This window comes from Streptomyces sp. JHA26 (assembly GCF_002005565.1).
GTDB lineage: Bacteria > Actinomycetota > Actinomycetes > Streptomycetales > Streptomycetaceae > Streptomyces.
The window spans coordinates 15,009-34,922 of record NZ_BDJC01000009.1 but is presented as its reverse complement, the minus strand read 5'-3'; the positions used below and the strand labels follow the sequence as shown (position 1 = coordinate 34,922).

Genomic DNA, 19,914 nt, shown 5'->3' with positions numbered 1-19,914 from the left:
CGTGCGGTCGAGCCCCCTGGCCCGGTGGGGCGCTCAGACGCCGAACTCCGTGGGGGACAGGCCCAGTGCGGTGCACGCCTCGCGCACCGCCTGCTGTTCGGCCGGCTCGAAGACGCCGTCCGCACCGGCGACGACCATGCCGGTCTGGACGACCGCCCGGGCCTCCGCGGGCTTCTTGGCGGCCTTGGCGATCACCTGCAGCGCCTGGGCCCTGCCCGCCGCGAAGTCGCCCAGGAGGTGGTCCACGTGCTGGTTGAACCGCTGCCGGAGCTGGTCCGCCGGGAAGTTCTGCAGGACCTCGTTGGTGACGATGAGCTCCTCCACGCGCTGCCGCTCCGCCGGCTCGACCCGGCCGTCGGCCGCCGCCACCAGTGCGCACATGGCCATGCTCGCGTCCCGGTAGGCGCCGCTCTTGAGCTCCGTCTTCACCGAGGCGAGCTGGGACTTGAACAGCCCGATCAGCTGGGCCTTGGAGCCGCCGGAGGACGACGACGAGCCCGGCCGGCCGAACGCCTGCGGTCCCTGCCCCTGTGCGTGCCCGCCCGTGCCCCGCGCGCCCTGGGACTGCTGGAGCGTCCTGGCCTGGTCCTTGATCCGGTCCCACATCGCCACTCGTGCCACCTCGGCTTCTGCTGCGTGTCCGTCTTGTTCTGCGGTCGCGTCACATCGCGGTCCGTCAGGTCGAACGCTCCGGGGCCCACGGCGGTTCCCGGATCGTAAAAGAAAAGCAAAGCGGCCTGCGTGGTCGCCCCGGTGTGCGTCCCCGAAGTGGCTGCGCTAGAGTTTTCCCAGGTCGTCCAGCCACCACCCGGTGGATGTCCGCGCGTTGGTCGTCTAAGGCAAGACGTCCCGCTTCCTGCGGGGAAATGCAGGTGCAAGGCCTGCCCGGCGCTCCATGCCGAACCCCCGTCCCCGGATCCCCGGGGGCGGGGGTTCTCGCGTGTGCCCGGTCGGAGGGCGACCCTGGCGGCGACCGGCAGGTGGTCGCTCCCGTCGGGGAGGTCAGGGCTTGCGGGCGAGGCCGCCGTGTTCACCGATGGGGACGGGAGCGGGGGAGGTGGCCTCCGGGCGCCACAGGGGGACCGGCACGACCCCGGGCTCCACGAGTTCCAGGCCGTCGAAGAACGCCGTGATCTCCTCCACCGTGCGCAGCACGTACGGCGCGGCGCCGCTCTCGTTGTAGGCGTCCTGCGCCTGCTCGAAGTCCGGGTCGATGCCCCGAGAACCGTCGTTGACGGACAGATAGCTGCCCGAGGGCAGCGCGTCCATCAGCCGGGTGACGACGGAGCGTGCGACGTCGTGGTCGGGGACGTGGCCGAGGATGTTGCTCAGGACGAGCGCGACGGGCCGGTCGAAGTCCAGCGTGGCGGCGGCCGCCGCCAGGATGCGGTCCGGATCGAGCACGTCCGCGTCGATGTAGGCGGTCTCCCCCTCGGGGGTGGAGGTGAGCAGCGCACGCGCGTGCGCCAGGACCATCGGGTCGTTGTCGACGTAGACGATCCGGGTCTCCGGGGCGATCCGCTGGGCGACCTCGTGGGTGTTGTCCGCGGTGGGCAGACCGGTCCCGACGTCCAGGAACTGCCGGATGCCGGCCTCGGCGACCAGGTACGTGATGGTGCGGCGCAGGAAGGCGCGGCTGCTGCGGGCGATGGTGACGATGCCGGGGAAGACGGCCGTGTAGGCGTCACCGGCCTGCTCGTCGACGGGGTAGTTGTCCTTGCCGCCCAGCCAGTAGTTCCAGATGCGGGCCGAGTGCGGCACCGAGGTGTCGATCTTCTGATGCGCGGGTCCGGGCGTCGTCGCGGGGTCGCTCATGAGGAGGGTCCGTCTCTCGGCCGAGGCGTGAACTGTTCCCTCACAACCTACGTCTCGATGTTCCCTCCTGGTACGGCTGTTCGCACATCGCGCAGCGGCGGGGCCCGCGACGCGGAGGCGGACGAGAGGGAGTGCCCGTTCGTACGTTCGATGTGCAGGAGCCCGCCGCCCGGACACTGCGCCCGCCTGCCCGGCCGGGTCGGCGAGTGGGGCGCGCGGTGCCCGGGCGGCACGGGTGACCGTTCTAGGGTGGTTCGATGCGAACCGTTCCCAGGTGGGCCCTGTTCACGTCCGGGGGCGCGCCCCTCCTGCTGGTCGGCGGGTGGACGAGCGCGGGGTCGCTGACGGGTCCCGCCTACGACCCCCTGACCCAGACGATCAGCGTCCTGGGGTCCTACGGTGCCTCGGGGTTCTGGGTGATGAACGGGGCGTTCCTCGCGCTGGGGCTCTGTCATCTGCTGACCGCGTGGGGACTGCGACCCGCCTCGACCGCCGGCCGGCTGGCGCTCGGCGGGGGAGGGCTGGCCGCGTTCGCGGTGGTGCTGCTGCCGGCGCCGAGCAGCGGGGGGTCGTTGCGTCACGGCGCGGTGGCCGTGGTCGGATTCACGCTGCTGGCCGTCTGGCCGGTCCTGGCCATCGACGGCGACGGGGGCGCCCCCTGGGCCCTGAGACCCGGGCCCGCGATCGCGGCGACCGTCCTGATGGGCGCCGGCGGCGCCTGGTTCCTGTTCGAGATGGCACGGTACGGCGCGGCCGGTCTCGTCGAGCGCATGGTGACGTTCGCGCAGTCCCTGTGGCCCTTCGTGGTCGTCACGGCCTGCCTGTCGCGCGCCGCGGGAGACGGACGGGCCGGGCGGGACGGGTAGGAAGGCGACCCCTCGCCCCGCTCAGGGACCGGCGGACGCATGGCCGTCGCCGTCGGTCTCTCCCGCCGGCCGGAACTCCACGGCGACCACGCCGTCGACACGCCGGCAGAGTTCCTCCAGCACGGAGACGGACACGTGCCGGGGGAGTCCGCCGCTCAGGACGACGTGTCCGTGCGTCACGTCCACCTGCACGGAGGAGGGCGGCAGGCGGAGCGTCTTCACCAGGGCCTCCTCGATGATCTCGGTCCGGATCGCCCGGTCCTTGCGCAGGAAGACCCGCAGCAGGTCACTCCTGCTGACCACCCCGATCAGCCGCCCGTCCTCGTCGACCACCAGGAGTCGCTTGATGCCGTGCCGCGCCATCACGCGGGCGGCCTCGACGACGCTCCAGTCCTCGCGCGCGCAGACGGCGGGTGACGTCATCAGCCCCGCCGCGTCGGTGGCGGAGGCCTTGGCCCCGACGGGCGCGGTCCCCGCCCCGTGCGCCGCGGACCCGTCCGGCTCCGCGCCCCACATCTTCTCCAGGAGGTCCGCCTCCGACACCACCCCGACGGGCCGGTCCGCCGCGTCCACGACGGGCACCGCGGTGATGTCGTAGTCCTGCAGCAGGTGGGCGATCTCCTTGAACGGTGTTCCGCCCTGCACACGGACCACGGCGTCGCTCATCACATCGCCCACCCTCTGGTGCTTCATCACCGGACTTCCTCTCCGCTGCCGGACCGCGTCGACCGGCATCCGACCTTCTCACCACCTGGAACGCCCCGCGAGCCACGAGCGTGCCCCGGTCCGCCGACAGCGCACACGGGCGGCGGCCGGGACGGTCGGTTCCCGAGAAGCGCCGGTGGCCCGGCCGCCCCCGCCGTGAACACCTGTCGGCCCGGACGGCACAGTCCGGCCCGACGCGGCCGGTCAGGGCGGCGGCAGTGTCACTTCGCACCACACCGACTTGCCGGTGCCCCGCGACTCGACCCCCCAGGCGGACGCCAGTTCCTCGATCAGCATCAGCCCGCGGCCGGACGTCGAACGCTCGGTCGCGGCCCGGCGCCGCGGCGAGACCGGCGACGTGTCGGTGACGGCCAGCCGCACGGCGGGCCCCCGGCCGGGCACCGGCGAGACCGTGAGGGTCGCGTCGCCCCGGGCGTGCAGCAGGGCGTTGGTGGCCAGTTCGCAGGCGAGCAGCTCCGCCGTCTCCGAGAGCGGGCCCAGCGACCAGTCGGTCAGCGCCTTGCGCAGGGCCAGCCGGGCCGTGTGCAGCGAGTCGGGGTCGACCGACCTGATGGCGACCTCCAGCCGCTCGGTGACCTCGGACGCGCGGCGGTTGCGCCGGATGACCAGCAACGCCACGTCGTCCTCCTTCCCCGTGTAGGCGCTCATGGAGTCCAGTACGTGGTCGGCGAGGCCCTCCGGTTCCACGGGCCCCGCGACGAGGGCGTCGAGCAGCCTGTCGCGGCCCTCGTCGATGTCGGCGGCGCGCGACTCGACGAGCCCGTCCGTGCACAGCAGGAGCGTGGAACCGGCGCCCAGCACCATCTCGGCGGCGGGGTGGACGGGCTGCGACCTCGGGGACGACAGACCGAGCGGAAGGCCGCCGGGGACGTCCAGCCACGTGCAGGTGCCGTCCGGACCCCGCAGCACGGGTCCCAGGTGACCGGCACGGACGATCACGGTGCGTCCGGTGCGCGGGTCGATCTGCACGAGCAGGCAGGTGGCGAAACGGTCGGTGTCCAGCTCGGTGAGGAAGGCGGAGGCCCGCGCGACGACCGTCGTCGGGGGGTGCCCCTCGGCCGCGTAGGCCCGCAGGGCGATGCGCAGCTGGCCCATCACGGCGGCGGCCGTCACGTCGTGACCCTGCACGTCGCCGACGACGGCGACGATCCGGCCGTCCGGAAGCGTGAGCGCGTCGTACCAGTCGCCGCCGATCCCGCCGCGGGCGCTCGCCGGACGGTAACGGGTGGCGGTGACCAGCCCGGGAGTCGGCGGCATGTGGCCGGGAAGCATCGCGGTCTGCAGCCCGGCGGCCAGCTCGTGCTCCCTGTCGTACAGCAGGGCCCGCTGCAACGACTGGGCGACCACCTTGCCCAGGGCGTTCAGGACCGTCCGCTCGTCCTGCGTGAACGATCCCTTGCCGTCGAAGGTGAGGCCGAGGGCGCCGATCGGGGTGTCGTGCGCGATCAACGGCTGGTACATGGCGGCCGTCGCCCTGGAGAACATCTTCAGATACGGCAGCAGCGCCGGGTAGCGTTCGGTCAGCTCGTCGCGGTCGGTGATGAAGACGGGCTCGCGGGTGCGCACCGCCTCCGTGAGCGGCAGCGGCTGGTCCAGCCGGGACAGGTGGAAGTCCCGGACGAGCCGCCGGCTCAGACCGTTCGAGCCGATCAGCTCCATCCGGCCGTCGTCGACCAGCCCCAGGACGATGCTCGAGGCGCCCAGCCGTTCCAGCAGCCGGGCCGAGGTGAGGGCGTCCGCGACGTCGTCCACCGTGACCGTGGGCATGAGCGCGTCACTGATGTGAGCGACGATGTCGGCCTGCCGGCGCCGGTCCTGCCTGGCCTGCCGCAGCTGCTCGGTCTGGTCGATGGCCCGCAGCTCGTGGCTGGCGTCCCGCACGATGCCGATGACCTGGAGGGGACGCCGCTGGGCGTCGCAGACGACGTGCCCCTGGGTGTGCGTCCAGCGCAGCCAGCCGCTGGGATGCCGGACGCGGAAGTACAGACTGAACCCCGACCGCTCCCGCAGGGCCCGCTCCACGCGCGCCTGCACCGCGGGCAGCTCCGCCGGGACCATGCGTTCACCGAGCGTGCTCAGCCGGCCGTCGAACTCGCCCGGACGGAAGCCCATCACGGCGAGGGCGGCATCGTCGTAGTGCATCACCCCGCTGGGCACGTCCCAGGTGAAACTGCCCATGCCGTTGACGGCGAGGGCCACGTGCGCGGCGGCCCGCCGGTCACCTCGCGCGGAGGGATCACCGCGTCGGCCCCCGGAGTGCTCCATGGCTGCCTCCCGGCAGGTCGCGTCGCATCGGTGCGCCCCGTCCTGAGGCGGCCGAACGCCACCGAGCCGGCATGTCCTGCTCCCATTCTGCGCGCCCGCGGTCCGCGACGCGCGTCCGCGGGTGGAGCCGCCCGTGACGCAGGCGCTGCGGCCGTCGCGACGGCCGGAGGGCCGACCGCATCATGAGACGAGGGGATACGAGGGAATGACAGGAGGAAAACCTTCGTTGGCACCGGTCATGCCCGACTCCTCCACGCGGCCCGCCGTGCCCCGCATGCCACTCGCCGTCTACATCCTCGGCCTGTCCGTCTTCGCCCTCGGTACCAGTGAGTTCATGCTCTCCGGGCTGCTGCCGCCCATCGCCGACGACATGGACGTGTCCATCCCCCGGGCGGGACTGCTGATATCGGCGTTCGCGATCGGCATGGTGGTCGGCGCCCCCCTGCTCGCGGTCGCGACGCTGCGGCTGCCGCGGAAGATCACCCTGGTCGCCCTGATCTCGGTCTTCGGCCTCGGCCAGGTCGCGGGCGCACTGGCACCGACGTACGAGGTCCTCTTCGTCTCGCGCGTCGTCAGCGCCCTGGCGTGCGCGGGCTTCTGGGCGGTGGGCGCGGCCGTGGCCATCGCGATGGTGCCGCAGACGTCGCGGGCCCGTGCGATGGCGGTGATGATCGGCGGGCTGTCGATCGCGAACGTCCTCGGTGTCCCGGTGGGCGCGTTCCTCGGCGAGCACCTGGGATGGCGGTCCGCGTTCTGGGCCGTGGGCGCGGCGTCCGCGGTCGCCCTCGTCGGAGTGGTGACGAGGATCCCCCGCATCCCGCTGCCCGAGCAGCGGCCCCGGCTCAAGGGCGAACTGGCGATCTACCGTGACCGTCAGGTGTGGCTCTCCATCGTGGTGACCGCCCTCGCGGCGGGCGGCGTGTTCTGCGCCTTCTCCTACCTCGCGCCGCTGCTCACCGACGTGGCCGGCCTGGCGGACGGCTGGGTGCCGACCGTGCTGGCGCTGTTCGGCATCGGCGCGCTGGTCGGCACGACGATCGGCGGACGGGTCGCCGACGCCCACCTGTTCGGCGTGCTGCTCTCCGGCACGGCCGCCTCGACCGTGCTGCTGGCCGCTCTGGCCCTGTTCGCCTCCGGCCCCGCCGCCGCGATCACCCTGTCGTTCCTGCTGGGCGTCTCCGCGTTCTACACCGCCCCGGCGCTCAACGCCCGCATGTTCAACGTGGCGGGCGCCGCGCCCACGCTCGCCGGCGCGACGACGACCGCCGCGTTCAACCTCGGCAACACCGGCGGCCCCTGGCTCGGCGGCACGGTGATCGACGCGGGCCTCGGCTTCGCCTCCACGGCCTGGGCCGGTGCGGCGATGACGGCGGTCGCGATCGGTCTCGTCGCCGTCTCGCTGCGTCTGCACAGCCGTTCCCGCGTCGTGACGGGGAGCCTCGCCACGGCACCCGCGGGCGCGGACCACGCCCAGCGGGTGTGACGGCCGGCCGCACGGACGGGTCCGCGCGCCGCGGGGTGCGGGCGGGCGCGCCGCCGGGGCCGGGCCGCCGGCCGCGCGGACGTGGTGCGGTCAGCCGGCCGTGACGGAGAAAGGGCCGCCGTCCGCGAACACGAGCCGCGCGAAGTTCTCGCCGATGCGGCGGTGCCCGGCGGGATCGGGGTGGATCTCGTCCGGCAGCGGGAACTCCGCGTAGTCCTTCTCGCCGTACAGGTCACGGCCGTCGAGGTAGTGCAGGTGCGGGTCGTCGGCGGCCCGCTGTCCGACGATCCGGGCGAGGGCGTCGCGGACGACGGCGAGCGTCAGGCGCCCGGCGGCGCGCTCGGCGGGGTCACCCGTGGCCCTGAACCGTACCGTCCCGCCCTCGAAGTCGGGGGCGAGCGGGCCGGGGGTGTCCTCCTGGATCGGACACAGGAGGGGCGACACGACCAGCAGCGGTGTGGACGGATGGCCCTCGCGGACGGTGTCGAGGAAGCCGTGCACCGCGGGGACGAACGCGCGCAGGCGCATCACGTCGGCGTTGACGATGTTGATCCCGACCTTGACGCTGATCAGGTCGGCGGGGGCGTCCCGCATGGCACGGGCGGTGAACGGGTCCAGCAGCGCGCTGCCGCCGAAGCCCAGGTTGACCAGCTCCACCCCGCCCCGGCTCGCGGCCAGGGCCGGCCAGACGGCGGTGGGGTGGGCGGCGTTCGAGCCGTGGCTGATGGAACTGCCGTGGTGCAGCCACACCCGGCGCCCGCTGTCCGGCGCCGCCTCGACCGGTGCGTCGCTGCGCAGCGTGATCAGCTCGGTGATCTCCGTGTGCGGGAGCCAGATCTCGACGTGCTTGTCACGTGCCGGCAGACCGGTGAACCGGGCGGTGCCGGGCGGCCCCTCGCTCAGTTCGGCGCGCTGGGTGACCATGTCGACGACCGTGCGGACGTTGCCGCCGGCCACGGTGGCCTGGGCGGCGAGGCGGCCGTCGACCAGCAGGTCGTACACGCCGTCCGCCGGGGCCGGGAGGCCCCGGTAGACCCGCTTGGTGGGCAGCGTGAGCAGCTCGACGGTGGTGGCCCGGGTGCGGAAGACCAGCCGCACGCCGGAGGGCTGGGCCTCGGCCGTGGCCAGCAGGTCGTCGGGGATCTGCCGGCGGGCCCGGGCGGGCAGGCGGTGCGGCAGCAGGCCGTGCGCGGTCGGTTCCACGTCGAGGAAACCCCGCAGGAGGTCCGCGGTCACGGGTGTGGTGACCCAGTTGTCTTCGGTGCTCATCGCCTCGGCCTGTCGGTGTTTCCACGGGGAGCGGACGTGCCGGTGTGCGACCGGCGGTGCGTGGTCGGCCCTGCGGCCCCGGACCGGTCAGGCGGTGGCCCGGTTCCGCAGCATCGCGTCGAGGGAGTCCAGGACCCATTCCCAGGACTCCTGCGGGTCGACGGCCGTGTGGCTGAAGCCTCCGGCCGTCTCCAGGCTGACGTAGCCGTGGAAGACGCTGCCCAGCATCCGGACCGCGTGCGTCTGGTCCGGTTCGGTCAGGTCGTACCCGCGCAGGATCGCCCGGGTCATCTGCGCGTGCCGGACGCCGGCGCCGGCGGCCGCGGTCTCGGGGTCGAGCCTGAGGCGCGCGGCGGCGTAACGGCCGGGGTGCTCCCGGGCGTAGTCGCGGTAGGCGTCCGCGAAGGCGGCCAGGGCGTCCCGGCCGGCCCGGCCGGCCAGCGCGGCGGCGGCCCGGTCGGCGAGTTCCTCCAGAGCGAACAGGGCGATCCTGGTCTTGAGGTCCTGGGAGTTCTTCAGGTGCGAGTACAGACTCGCGACCTTGACGTCGAAACGCCGGGCGAGCGCCGAGACGGTCACCTGGTCGAAGCCGACCTCGTCGGCCAGCTCCGCGCCCGCCCGGGTCAGGCGCTCCGGGGTCAGCCCCGCTCGAACCATGGTCTTCCTCCCGTTCGGCGACAGCCATGATGCAGTTCCCTAATGCCTATAGGCAAATGCCTTAAGGGTTCGGGCGTGTTCTCCGGGTGCCGCGGGGATCCGGCCGGCCGGGTGCGTGAATCCACTGGCCCTTGGATAGCGGCACTGTCTACTGTGGAGAGTGCCACTCACCAATCTTGGAGGCGAGAGTACGGTGCCCACACTGCCCTGGACCGTCCCGAACCCGCCCCCGCCGGACGGCACGGCGTTCGTCATGGCGTCCCGCTTCGAAGTGCGGTCCCTCAAGGACGTGCCCCGGCTCTTCCTGCGCTCCCTGGCCGCCTGGCGCCAGGTCCGCACCGCCCCCGGCGCCTACGGGGCCTCCCTGATCGCCCAGCCGTTCGAGCGGGTCTTCTGGACCCTGTCCGCCTGGGAGGACCGCGACGCCCTGTACGCCTATGCGAGGACCGAGCCGCACCGCGGCATCATGACGTCCCTGCGCTCGACCATGCGCGACTCCACCTTCACCTTCTGGGAGGCCGACACCGGCGGGCTCCCCCTCTCCTGGGACGACGCCAGGCGGCGTCTGGCCGAGCAGGCGCGCGTCGACGCGGCGGGTGACGCCTCCGTCGCGTGACCGGCGCCGGCGATGATTCCGGCGCGCGCAGCCGGTCGTCACGGAGGAGAGGAAAGGAAGTCCGCCATCGTCACCGTCCAGGGGCGTCGCGGGCGGCCCGGACGCGGCGGTAGCTCCAGACGAGGAGGGCGAAGAGGACGAGACCCGAGACGATCAGGCTCGCCCCCGTGCCCCAACCGGCGAACGGGACCCGGGGGACCAGACCCCACACCAGGCCCGCGCCGATGAGGCACAGCCCCGCCAGGACCGCGCCGGCGATGCGCCACGGCGAGGAGACGCTCTCCTCGGTGGCCCGCATCGCCCGGCTGCGGACGGGAGCGACGAACCGGTCCAGTGCCGGTACGGCGCGGGCCAGCAGCACCACACCGGCGAACACGAGCAGCAGCCCCGGCCCGGGCAGCACCAGCAGAGCCACACCGACCACCACCAGCACCGCGCCGAGAACACCCAGCGCCGCTCGCCGGACCGATTCGACGCTTCGCGTCATGTCGTCCCACTCTCCCGGGGCCGGCACGGACGGCCCCGTTCGGCCGGTCCCGCGGCGCCCGCGTCCCCGTGCGGTCGATGCCACCGCGCCCCTGTTCCCGGTACGGCGGGAAACCATGCCCCTTCGGCGGCACCGGCCGGGTCCCGCCGCCGTGCGACCGCCCCGGTTCAGGCGTGGGACAGGGCGAACGAGACGAGGAAACCGCTCACCGTGACCAGCCCGATGGCCAGGTGGGCGTCCTCGAAGGCCTCCGGGATCATCGTGTCGGCGATCATGGCGAGGATCGCCCCGGCCGCCACCGCCGTGACGGCGGCGATCACCGCCGGGGAGAAGGCTCCGACGACGGTGTAGCCGAGGACGGCGGACACGGTGCTGGCGGCGGCGATCGCACCCCACACACCGAAGACGTACCCCTTGCCCCGGCCGGCCCTCCTCATCCCCGCGGAACTCGACAGCCCCTCCGGCACGTTGCTGATGAAGACGGCCGCCACGGTCACCAGACTGACCGCGCCGCCGTCGAGCAGGCTCACCCCGATCACGGCCGACTCCGGGACCCCGTCCAGCAGCGCCCCGAGCGCCAGCGCCAGTCCGGAGCCGCCCTGCTGGGCCTCGGACGGCTGCGTGTGCCCCGTGTGGTGACCGGAGCGTTTGCGGTGCCGGGCGCCGCGGCGGGCCAGCCAGAGGTTGCCGGCCGTGTAGGCCCCCGCGCCGAGGATCGTCCCGATCGCGGCCGGAGCCAGCCCGGCCCGGTCGTACGCCTCACCGACCAGCTCGAAGGAGACCGCGGAGATCAGCACCCCCGCGCCGAACGCCATCACCGTGGCGATCACCTTCTGCGGCACCCGCACCCCGTAGCCGACCGCCGCCCCCAGCAGCAGCGCCGAGCCCGCCAGCAGCCCCCACCATCCCGCCTGCACCACTTCGGTCATCCCCTGCCGGTACCCGGCTCCACCTCGACGATGCCGTCGTCCCGCGCACCGCCCCGGACGTCGCCACGGACGCGCGTCAGGGCCCCGGGGACGGCGCGCGCCGGACGGGCATCATCGTCTCGACCGCGTCCTGTGCCAGGTGGTCGAGGATCAGCCGGTTGACGAGGGCGGGCTTCTCCAGCGGGACCAGGTGGGAGGCCCCGGGGACGACGGCCAGCCGCGAGTCGGGGATCGCGCGGTACAGGGCGGTCGTGTGCTCCAGCGTCATCAGGTCGTCGTCGCCGACGAGGACCAGGGCGGGGGCCCGGACGCGGCCCAGGTCCTCGGCGGTGAGCGCCGGCTGGGTGCGCCACATGTCGGTCAGCTTCGCGGCGACCACCGGCCAGTGATCCGCGCCGTCCGGCGCGACGGCCTCGTACAGCTCGCGGAAGAACGCGAGATCGGCGCTGTCCGGCGTCATCGCGTCGAGCATCGCCGGATCGGCGAAACACTCGGGGCCGGGACGGAAGTTGGCCCCGATCAGCACGACCTTGCGCACCAGGTCGGGCCGTGCGACGGCGACGAGCAGGGCGACGACGCCCCCGTCGCTCCAGCCGACCAGGTGGGCCGCGCCCCGCACGACCGTCTCGAGGAAGTCCACCGTGTCGTCGGCCATGTCCCGGTAGGTGAGCGGTCCGTCGACGTCGGGGGTGTGTCCGTGCGCCCGCCGCTCGGGCAGGAAGAGGCGGTACGCGGCGGCGAGGTCGGCGCGCTGCGCACCCCACGTGTCGTTGGTGCAGAAACCGCCGTGCAGCAGGACCAGCGGATCGCCGGTCCCCTCGGTCTCGTACCAGGTCCTGACCCCAGGAAGGTCCGCGTAGTCACCCATCGTGTCCCGGCCCTCTCCGGACGGCGGTCCCCGCGCGGCCAGTCTCCGCCGCGGCCCCGACGCCCGCAACAGCGTGCCGGAGCCGGACCGCCCACCGCGCCCGCGACGCGATCCGGACCAGGTGCGCGCAGGTGCCGTCGACGTCGGTGCAAAAGCGCAGGGCCTCGGCCCGGTCGTCGACGAGGACGCCGGCCGGACGGCTCTTCACAGGGGGTGCTCTCCTCCGGCCCGGACACGTCGGGCACGGGCCGTCGCCCGGGGACCCGCCGCAGCGGGGCCGTGCCCGGGTCGTGGAACGCGTGGCGGAGAAGGGGGACTCAGGGGTTCTGCGGGTACCAGCGCAGTTCCACGGTGTTGCCGTCGGGGTCCTCCACGTAGAGGGAGACGGCGGTGCCCCGGGCCCCGAAGCGCTCGCCGGGGCCGTCCAGCACGGTGAACACACCCGAGTCGACGACCTGTTGCCAGTCGAGGGGCTCGACCACCAGACAGATGTGGTCGACGTTCGAGCCCCGCGGGCCGCCGGCGGGCGCCTCGACGAGATCGATGATGGTGGTGGGGCTCACCCGCACGGAGGGGAAGGGCGCCCTGCCGGCCCGCCACTCCTCGACCCGTACGGGCTCCAGGCCCAGAGGACCGGTGTAGAAGGCGAGCGAACGCTCGACGTCGGCGACGTTCAGGACGAGGTGGTCGAAGGCGATCACGCGCATGGGTGTGTCTCCACAGGTGAAGGCGCCCGGGGCGCCGAGGGGGCTGCGAGGGGCCGGTGCGGCTGTCCTCCGGCCCGGAACCAGCATGGCCGGACGGGCATCCAGCGGTCCAACGCATGTTTGTCATCCGATCCATCGTGCTTCACGATCCACGGATGGACCTCCAGCAGATGCGCTACGTCCTCGCGGTCGCGGAGACCGCCAGCTTCACCCGTGCCGCCGAACGGTGCCACATCGTCCAGTCCGCGCTCAGCCACCAAGTGGCCCGGCTGGAGAAGGAACTGGGCGCCCGGCTGTTCGAGCGGACCAGCCGCCGGGTGCGGCTGACCACCGCCGGAGAGGCGTTCCTGCCGGCCGCCCGCCAGGCCCTGGAAGCGGCGGAGCGGGCCCGGGCGGAGGTGGCGGCGGCCACCGGCGAGGTACGGGGCAGACTCACCGTCGGGTCGATCCCCACGGTCGCCGCCGTCGATCTCCCCGCACTGCTCCGCGACTACCGGCGGCGCCATCCCCAGGTGCGGATCAGCCTCCGCGCGGGCTCCAGCGAGCGCCTCGTCGAGCAGGTGCGCGAGGGCACGCTCGACGCGGCCTTCCTCGGCGTACAGCCGGGATTCCGGCTGGAGGGCGTCCACGACGAGGAACTCGCCCACGACCGGCACGTCGCCGTGGTCGCACCGGACCACCCCTTGGCCGCGCAGGACGAGGTGGACCTCCACCTCCTCGCCGGTGAGGCGTTCGTGGACTTCGCCGAGGGCAGCGCGGCCCGCGCCCAGTCGGACCGGGCGTTCGCGGCGGCCGGCCTGCGCCGCGAGGTCACCTTCGAGGTGTCCGGGGTCGAGCTGATGGTGCGGATGGTCCGCCACGGGCTGGGCATCGCCCTGCTGCCCGAGGCGTTCACCACCGAGCTGCACGGGCTGCGCCGCGTGGCCGTCACCGGGGGACCGGTACGGGTGGAACACCTCGTCTGGAGACGCGTACCCCCGTCCCCCGCGGCCTCCGCCTTCCTCTCCCTGCTCGGTGTACGCGCGGCCCGGACCGAGCCGTAGCGGGCCCCGGCCGCGAAGGACGCCCGGACCACCGGTCGTGCGCCTCGACGCCGGCGTACCGGCCCGGGGACCGTCCGAAGCCGGCACACCGTGAGGGACGCACCGGACGCCCGGTCGCGGCCGGTGTCACGCCGGCGCGGCGAGCGGCCCTTCCGGACGAGGCCGGGCGAGCCGCTCGGCCCGCCGCGCCCGGGCGATCCGACGCCGGTGCTCCGCACGGGCGTCGGCGGCACAGCAGGCGAGGACGGCCGTGCCGAACAGGCCGGGCAGGGCCAGCCAGGGATGGTACGCGGCCGCGTAACCGGCGCACCCGAGAAGCAGGACGGCGACTGCGCTGCACGCGCGGGCGGTGCGCAGGATCGGTGGCACGAGGGCTCCCACTGGTCGGCGACGTTCCATGCTCGGGATCCCGTATGCCCCGTCGTCACCGCCGTACGTGTCCGAGTCGCCGCGCGGCAGGGCGAGCGCGGGAACCGCGTCGCCCTGCCGCGCCGTCCGGGCCCCGGGTCACCCCGGCGAGGCAGCCGTCCGACGACGGGCCACGCCGTGGAGGAAGCGATCCCGCTGCACGGGATCGGTGGCCAGGTCCACCGCGACCCGGGCCAGGGCGATCGCACCGTCCAGGACGGCGCGGTCGGCATCCGCACCGGTCCCGTGGCGGGCGAAGTCCTCGGTGTGCTGGAGGGCGCCCCCGGTGTCGTACCCGATGCAGGGATGGATCGAGGGCACGACGTGGGACACGTTGCCCATGTCGGTGGAGGCCATCGGCTCACCGTGGCGGGCCACCGGATTCCGGCCGAGCGCCCGGGCCGCCTCCTCCTTCTTCCTGTGCGCGAGGCGCGGGACGCGCGGGAGGGCGGAGGGCGCGGACCCGCCGCGGAACAGCAGACCGAGCAGTGCCCCGCCCAGGGCGACCATCGCGCACGTCCCCCACGCCCAGAGGTGTTTCGCCCCCGCGACACCGCCGCCGGACGCCGCAGGCCCTTCGGTCAGGCGCCGCGAGCCGTCCTGCGGAAGGCCGTCGGCGTCGTGCCCGCCCGCTGCCGGAAGAACTTGGTGAAGTCGCTGGCGTCGGCGAAACCCAGGCGCGCGGCGACGGCGGCGACGGTCAGCGGACCGTGGGCCAGCTCCCGTTTGGCCTCCAGCACCACGCGTTCGTCGATGTAGCGCTTCGCCGGCATGCCGGTGACGGCCTCCGCGGCCCGGGTGAGCGTGCGACGGCTGTAGCCCAGCGCCGCCGCGTAGTCCTCCACCCGGCGGGTGACCGCGAAGTCGCGCTCCACGGCCGCGCGGAAACGGCGGAACGTCTCGTTCGGGACCGGCCTGCCGGGCTCGGACCCGTACGCCCTCGCCAGGCGCACCACCAGCACCGCCAGCAGATGCCGCAGCACCTGCACGTGGGACTCCAGGGGCAGCTCGGCCATGGCCTCGTACTCGTACCGCAGGTGCTCCAGCGCCCGGCGCAGACCCTCCGCGTCCGACGCGTCCGGTGTGAGGGGGGCCCGGGCCGACGCCACGTCGGCGACCGAGGCGGCGGCTGTCTCCGTGTCGGGGAAACCCGGGGGGAACGCGACCACCAGCCCCTCGGCCTCCACCAGGTCCGTGCCCCAGCGTTGCACCTGCCCCGGGCGGATCCACAGCCAGGCGCCGCCGGACAGTTCGTACCGGGTGAAGTCCACCGAGACCGTCAGGCGGCTGCCCGGCCGCACGGTGACGAGCTGGTGGAAGGCGGGGCGCAGCGAGGCGTACGGGTCGTTGCCGTGCCGGCGGGCGCGCTCGGCCAGGCCCGCCAGCTCGACCAGCTCCAGTCCCGGCGGGGAACCGGCCGTACGCCGCAGGGCCAGGTCCCGGATGACCGACCGCTGCGCAACCTGTCCGTTTCTCCCCATGCCGAGTCCCGAGTGTACCGCCGCACCCCCCGACCGGGCTCCTAGCGTGAGGACGTAGGCGCAGATCAGCGCGGTGCACGCGAGAGGGAAACCCGGTATGAGACTGGTCGTGGGGATGACGGGAGCCACGGGCGCGGTGTTCGGTGTCCGGTTCCTCCAGGTGCTGGCCCAGCTGCCGGACGTCGAGACCCACCTGGTCCTCAGCCGGTGGGCGCGGACGACGATCGAGCTGGAGACGGGCCTGTCCGTGGACGAGGTCGGCGACCTGGCCGACGTCGTGCACCGGCCGGAGGACCAGGGCGCCACCATCTCCTCCGGTTCGTTCCGCACCGACGGCATGGTGATCGTGCCGTGCTCGATGAAGACCCTCGCCGGGATCCGCGCCGGATACGCCGACAGCCTGGTCGGACGTGCCGCCGACGTGATGCTCAAGGAGCGCCGCAGGCTCGTCCTCGTCCCGCGCGAGACACCGCTGAGCGAGATCCACCTGGAGAACATGCTCGCGCTCTCCCGGATGGGCGTGCAGATGGTGCCGCCCGTGCCCGCCTTCTACAACCACCCGCGGTCGGTGGACGACATCGTCGACCACGTCGTGGCCCGGGTCCTCGACCAGTTCGACCTGCCCGCCCCCGCCGCCAAGAGGTGGGAGGGCATGCGCGCCGCCCGCCTGCTGCGACCGGCTTCCTGACCCCCGTCCCCGGGGCCACCGCCCCGCCTCCCCACCCCCTGACGTTCGGCTTCCACGGAGTACCCATGGCTTATGACGACCTGCGCGGTTTCCTCAGCACGCTGGAGAAGGAAGGCCAGCTGCTGCGCATCACCGAAGAAGTCCTGCCCGAACCCGACCTGGCCGCGGCGGCCAACGCCGCCGGACGCATCGGCGACGGCGCACCCGCCCTGTGGTTCGACAACGTCAAGGGCTTCACCGACGCCCGCATCGCCCTGAACGTCCACGGCTCCTGGGCCAACCACGCCCTCGCCCTCGGCCTGCCCAAGCACACCCCGGTCAAGGAACAGGTGGAGGAGTTCGCCCGGCGCTGGGACGCCTTCCCGGTCGCCCCCGAGCGGCGCGAGGACGCGCCGTGGCGGGAGAACACGCAGGAGGGCGACGACGTCGACCTCTTCTCGGTGCTCCCCCTGTTCCGCCTCAACGACGGCGACGGCGGCTTCTACCTCGACAAGGCCGCCGTGGTCTCCCGCGACCTCGAGGACCCCGGCCACTTCGGCAAGCAGAACGTCGGGACCTACCGCCTCCAGGTCGTCGACCGCAACCGGCTCGCGATACAGCCCGTCCCGGTGCACGACGTCGCGATCCACCTGCGCAAGGCCGAGGAGAAGGGTGAGGACCTCCCCATCGCCATCACCCTCGGCAACGACCCGGTGATGGCGATCGTGGCCGGGATGCCCATGGGATACGACCAGAGCGAGTACGAGATGGCCGGCGCCCTGCGCGGCGCGCCCGCCCCGATCGCCACCGCCCCCCTCACCGGCTTCGACGTGCCCTGGGGCTCCGAGGTCGTCATCGAAGGCGTCATCGAGAGCCGCAAGCGCCAGATCGAAGGCCCCTTCGGCGAGTTCACCGGGCACTACTCCGGCGGCCGCCGCATGCCCGTGGTCCGCATCGACCGCGTCTCCTACCGCACGAACCCGGTCTTCGAGTCCCTCTACCTGGGCATGCCGTGGACCGAGTGCGACCACCTCGTGGGCCCCAACACCTGCGTCCCGCTGCTGAAGCAGCTGCGCGCCGAGTTCCCCGAGGTCCAGGCCGTCAACGCCATGTACACGCACGGCCTGCTGGCCGTGATCTCCACCAGGAAGCGGTACGGCGGGTTCGCCAAGGCCGTGGCCATGCGCGCCATGACGACCCCGCACGGCCTCGGCTACATCACCACGGTCATCGTCGTCGACGAGGACGTGGACCCGTTCGACCTGCCGCAGGTCATGTGGGCGATGTCGTCGAAGGTCAACCCGGCCGACGACGTCGTCGTCCTGCCCAACCTCTCCGTGGTGGAACTGGCCCCCGCCGCCCAGCCGGCGGGCCTGACCAGCAAGATGATCATCGACGCCACCACGCCCGTGCACCCCGACACGCGCGGCAACTTCTCCACGCCCACCAAGGACCTCCCCGAGGCGAAGGACTGGGCGGCCAGGCTCCAGCGCCTGCTGTCCGAGGCCCGCGGCTGACGCCCGCCTCCGACACCGACCGACCGCCCCCGCATCAAGGAAGGCACCCCATGACCGACTGCTGCCCCCGCTGTGCCCACGAGAGCCTCAGGACCCTGCACTCCTCGCCCGTCCCCGGCGTCTGGGACGTCCTGCAGTGCGGGCGCTGCCTCTACACCTGGCGGACCAGCGAACCGGACCGGCGCACGCGGCGCGACGCCTACCCGGAGGCGTTCCGGCTGACCCCCGAGGACATGGCGAACGCCGTCGAGGTCCCGGCCGTCCCGCCCCTGCTCGCCCCCGACCCCCGTGAGGGCACGGAGCAGGCGTCCGGTCCGGAGGCGGCCGGGGCGACCAGGTCGCAGTAGGCCGCGCGCGGGCAGCAGCCGCCCCTCACCCGGGGCGTCCGTTCCGGGTCGCGCACCCGCAGGACGCCGTCGCCGCCGTCCACGCCGACGGCGGCATCGGCACCGTCCTCCCGACGTCAGTCCGCCCGGACGAGGAACCGCTGGTCCGCCCCGCCGGTGCAGCGTTCCTCGATCGCCTCCGCGCCCTCGGTGGTGAGGTCGTCGGCGATGCCGATGCACCGGCTGCCGGTGACCGGACGGATCCGGACGCCCTCGGTGCCTCCGGCGGGGCCGGCCTCCAGACGGAAGAGGGTCGCGTGGGTGCAGTCGTTCCGGGGCTCGAGCATGCCCCTCACCGGACCGGGACCCATCACCGTCAGGCAGCCCTTTCCTTCCTCCGGGTGGTGCCACTGGATGCGGTAGAGGTCCTCGCCGACCGGCTCGAGATACGTGCGCGGCACGGTGCTCCGCGCGCAGGGGAGCTGGACGGCGACGGCGCTGGCGTAGGCGCCCTTCCGGTCCCGCCCGTCGGTCAGACACAGGTCGGGCGTGCGCACGGGGCGGACGGTGACCCAGCCGTCGGGGACGGCCCCCGAAGCCGTGCCCGGGCCGTCGGAGCCGTGGGGGAGCAGTCCCCAGGCGGCTATGGCGAGCAGCGGGAGCACGAGCGCGGCGACGAGCGCGGCCGTGCGTCCCCTGCTCCGGCGAGGCCGAGGGGCCGCGGGTTCCCCGGCCATGGGTTCCCCGGCCGTGGGTTCCGCGGTCCGCGGTGGGACCTCGTCCGCGACGTTCCCGCCGTCGGGCCCGGGATCCGGCGCCGTCGCGGACCCGGCGGTGACGCCGGCGGCGATCCGGTCCCTCGCGTCCAGCCACGCACCGACCCGCCGTTCGTCCCCGCAGGCGCGGACGAACGCGGCCAGCAGATCGGGCCGCGGCAGGTTCGTCCGTCTGAGGATGTCGGCCAGCGTGCTGCGCGCCAGCACGTCGCCGTTCCGGGCGGCCCGCTCCTCCAGCTCGCGATACGTCCGCCCGGAAAGCGCCTTGAGCTGCCGCATCGACTCCACAAAGCCCGCGGCGTCCTTCGCTTCGTACGGCGACAGCTCCCCCAGGTTCCCCATGGAGGTCATCCTGCTGCGTCGACGACGGAAGGGGCAATGGCATGTTCCGCCATGTCCGGCTGTCCGGGACACGCGGCGGACCCGCCCCTGACCAGCCCGGACAGGCGTCCGCCGTCCGGGACAGCCGTCGACGGTTGCCCCGGCCCACCGGCCGGCGGCAGTCTCTGTGACACCCGAGGCCCGTGGGGGAGCGGGCCGTACCGGCCACCGACCGCATGTACAGGGGGGACGGGGGACGCTGGTGGGGCGGCCGAGTTCCGCCCCACCAGCGGGCACGAACCGGCCCGCCGCGGGGCACAGACGCAGGGGGAGTGGGCCGGGCCGGTGCCGGCAACCGGCCTCAGGCGACGAGGCAGGTGTAGTCACCGCTCTGCCCGATGCCGACGCGACCGGTCCGGGGGAGCAGGGCCGGGTCCGGTCGTCCGACGGCGGCCATGGCGCAGGCGGGGTCGCCCACCACTCCCGCGGCGGCCATCCGCCGGGCGGCGGCCACCGCGGCCGGGGACGTGTACCACGTCGTGACCGCCGCTCCACCGTCGCCCGGCGTCGCGGAGGGAGTGTGCTTCGGCACCGGTGCGCGGGTGACCGGTGCTCCGGACGGTGTGGGCTCCGGCCGCGGTGCCGCCGTACGCCGGGCGGGTGGTGGTGCGGAGGGGCTGGGGGCGG

The 19,914-nt window shown here is 73.7% G+C and carries 22 protein-coding genes; 7 read left to right on the top strand and 15 right to left on the bottom strand.

Annotation, left to right across the window (positions count from 1 at the left end; genetic code table 11):
• Window positions 1–33: 33 nt before the first annotated feature.
• Window positions 34–612: a tellurite resistance TerB family protein gene (locus JHAT_RS07880; RefSeq protein ID WP_077797327.1), complete on the bottom strand. Its 579-nt coding sequence runs from the start codon at window positions 610–612 to the stop codon at window positions 34–36.
• 390 nt (window positions 613–1,002) lie between these two features.
• Complete coding sequence (locus tag JHAT_RS07875) at window positions 1,003–1,815, bottom strand: SAM-dependent methyltransferase (protein ID WP_077797326.1); 813 nt, start codon at window positions 1,813–1,815, stop codon at window positions 1,003–1,005.
• A 257-nt stretch (window positions 1,816–2,072) separates the two neighbouring features.
• Between JHAT_RS07875 and JHAT_RS07870 the strand changes: the two genes are divergently transcribed.
• Entirely contained in the window at window positions 2,073–2,681 is a 609-nt protein-coding gene (locus tag JHAT_RS07870; RefSeq protein WP_077797325.1) for a DUF998 domain-containing protein, read from the top strand.
• A gap of 21 nt (window positions 2,682–2,702) precedes the next feature.
• Here JHAT_RS07870 and JHAT_RS07865 read toward each other — a convergent pair whose 3' ends face one another.
• On the bottom strand, window positions 2,703–3,374 hold the full coding sequence (locus tag JHAT_RS07865; RefSeq protein WP_077797324.1) for a CBS domain-containing protein: 672 nt from the start codon (window positions 3,372–3,374) through the stop codon (window positions 2,703–2,705).
• 216 nt (window positions 3,375–3,590) lie between these two features.
• Window positions 3,591–5,672, bottom strand: a complete 2,082-nt coding sequence (locus tag JHAT_RS07860) for a SpoIIE family protein phosphatase (protein WP_077797323.1) — start codon at window positions 5,670–5,672, stop codon at window positions 3,591–3,593.
• Window positions 5,673–5,946: 274 nt separating this feature from the next.
• Here JHAT_RS07860 and JHAT_RS07855 point away from each other — a divergent pair, with 274 nt between their 5' ends.
• The gene (locus JHAT_RS07855) at window positions 5,947–7,155 is read left to right on the top strand and encodes a Cmx/CmrA family chloramphenicol efflux MFS transporter (protein ID WP_077797440.1); all 1,209 of its coding nucleotides are present in this window, start codon (window positions 5,947–5,949) and stop codon (window positions 7,153–7,155) included.
• Window positions 7,156–7,245: 90 nt separating this feature from the next.
• On the opposite strand, the gene JHAT_RS07850 is transcribed toward JHAT_RS07855, so the two are convergent.
• Together JHAT_RS07850 and JHAT_RS07845 are read right to left on the bottom strand one after the other, a co-directional pair.
• Complete coding sequence (locus tag JHAT_RS07850; protein ID WP_077797322.1) at window positions 7,246–8,424, bottom strand: GDSL-type esterase/lipase family protein; 1,179 nt, start codon at window positions 8,422–8,424, stop codon at window positions 7,246–7,248.
• An 87-nt stretch (window positions 8,425–8,511) separates the two neighbouring features.
• Window positions 8,512–9,081, bottom strand: a complete 570-nt coding sequence (locus JHAT_RS07845; RefSeq protein ID WP_077797321.1) for a TetR/AcrR family transcriptional regulator — start codon at window positions 9,079–9,081, stop codon at window positions 8,512–8,514.
• Window positions 9,082–9,274: 193 nt separating this feature from the next.
• Between JHAT_RS07845 and JHAT_RS07840 the strand changes: the two genes are divergently transcribed.
• A complete protein-coding gene (locus JHAT_RS07840) occupies window positions 9,275–9,697 on the top strand; it encodes a DUF3291 domain-containing protein (RefSeq protein ID WP_077797320.1) in 423 nt (140 codons plus the stop codon).
• A 70-nt stretch (window positions 9,698–9,767) separates the two neighbouring features.
• Here JHAT_RS07840 and JHAT_RS07835 read toward each other — a convergent pair whose 3' ends face one another.
• From JHAT_RS07835 to JHAT_RS07815, 4 genes are all read right to left on the bottom strand, one after another.
• Window positions 9,768–10,184, bottom strand: coding sequence for a PGPGW domain-containing protein (locus tag JHAT_RS07835; RefSeq protein WP_077797319.1), 417 nt, complete (start codon window positions 10,182–10,184; stop codon window positions 9,768–9,770).
• A gap of 167 nt (window positions 10,185–10,351) precedes the next feature.
• Complete coding sequence (locus tag JHAT_RS07830; RefSeq protein ID WP_077797318.1) at window positions 10,352–11,113, bottom strand: ZIP family metal transporter; 762 nt, start codon at window positions 11,111–11,113, stop codon at window positions 10,352–10,354.
• A 76-nt stretch (window positions 11,114–11,189) separates the two neighbouring features.
• Complete coding sequence (locus JHAT_RS07825) at window positions 11,190–11,981, bottom strand: alpha/beta fold hydrolase (RefSeq protein WP_077797317.1); 792 nt, start codon at window positions 11,979–11,981, stop codon at window positions 11,190–11,192.
• Between the two features lie 317 nt (window positions 11,982–12,298).
• Entirely contained in the window at window positions 12,299–12,688 is a 390-nt protein-coding gene (locus JHAT_RS07815) for a VOC family protein (protein WP_077797315.1), read from the bottom strand.
• Between the two features lie 155 nt (window positions 12,689–12,843).
• Between JHAT_RS07815 and JHAT_RS07810 the strand changes: the two genes are divergently transcribed.
• Entirely contained in the window at window positions 12,844–13,731 is an 888-nt protein-coding gene (locus tag JHAT_RS07810; protein WP_077797314.1) for a LysR family transcriptional regulator, read from the top strand.
• 126 nt (window positions 13,732–13,857) lie between these two features.
• On the opposite strand, the gene JHAT_RS07805 is transcribed toward JHAT_RS07810, so the two are convergent.
• From JHAT_RS07805 to JHAT_RS07795, 3 genes are all read right to left on the bottom strand, one after another.
• On the bottom strand, window positions 13,858–14,100 hold the full coding sequence (locus JHAT_RS07805; protein WP_216353427.1) for a hypothetical protein: 243 nt from the start codon (window positions 14,098–14,100) through the stop codon (window positions 13,858–13,860).
• 138 nt (window positions 14,101–14,238) lie between these two features.
• On the bottom strand, window positions 14,239–14,649 hold the full coding sequence (locus JHAT_RS07800; RefSeq protein WP_077797312.1) for a hypothetical protein: 411 nt from the start codon (window positions 14,647–14,649) through the stop codon (window positions 14,239–14,241).
• Between the two features lie 71 nt (window positions 14,650–14,720).
• Window positions 14,721–15,620, bottom strand: a complete 900-nt coding sequence (locus JHAT_RS07795; protein WP_077797311.1) for an AraC family transcriptional regulator — start codon at window positions 15,618–15,620, stop codon at window positions 14,721–14,723.
• A 97-nt stretch (window positions 15,621–15,717) separates the two neighbouring features.
• On the opposite strand from JHAT_RS07795, the gene JHAT_RS07790 reads away from it, so the two are divergent.
• From JHAT_RS07790 to JHAT_RS07780, 3 genes are all read left to right on the top strand, one after another.
• Window positions 15,718–16,308 (top strand): non-oxidative hydroxyarylic acid decarboxylases subunit B, encoded by a 591-nt coding sequence (locus JHAT_RS07790; protein WP_077797310.1) that lies wholly within the window; start codon window positions 15,718–15,720, stop codon window positions 16,306–16,308.
• 65 nt (window positions 16,309–16,373) lie between these two features.
• Complete coding sequence (locus JHAT_RS07785; protein WP_077797309.1) at window positions 16,374–17,804, top strand: non-oxidative hydroxyarylic acid decarboxylases subunit C; 1,431 nt, start codon at window positions 16,374–16,376, stop codon at window positions 17,802–17,804.
• Window positions 17,805–17,854: 50 nt separating this feature from the next.
• Window positions 17,855–18,151: a non-oxidative hydroxyarylic acid decarboxylases subunit D gene (locus JHAT_RS07780; protein WP_077797308.1), complete on the top strand. Its 297-nt coding sequence runs from the start codon at window positions 17,855–17,857 to the stop codon at window positions 18,149–18,151.
• Between the two features lie 116 nt (window positions 18,152–18,267).
• Here the strand turns inward: JHAT_RS07780 and JHAT_RS07775 are convergent, their stop codons facing one another.
• Together JHAT_RS07775 and JHAT_RS33790 are read right to left on the bottom strand one after the other, a co-directional pair.
• Window positions 18,268–19,248 carry an RICIN domain-containing protein gene (locus JHAT_RS07775; protein WP_253195439.1) on the bottom strand — a complete coding sequence of 327 codons (981 nt, stop codon included), beginning with the start codon at window positions 19,246–19,248 and terminating at the stop codon, window positions 18,268–18,270.
• A 340-nt stretch (window positions 19,249–19,588) separates the two neighbouring features.
• Window positions 19,589–19,819, bottom strand: a complete 231-nt coding sequence (locus JHAT_RS33790; protein ID WP_107481863.1) for a hypothetical protein — start codon at window positions 19,817–19,819, stop codon at window positions 19,589–19,591.
• Window positions 19,820–19,914: the final 95 nt, after the last annotated feature.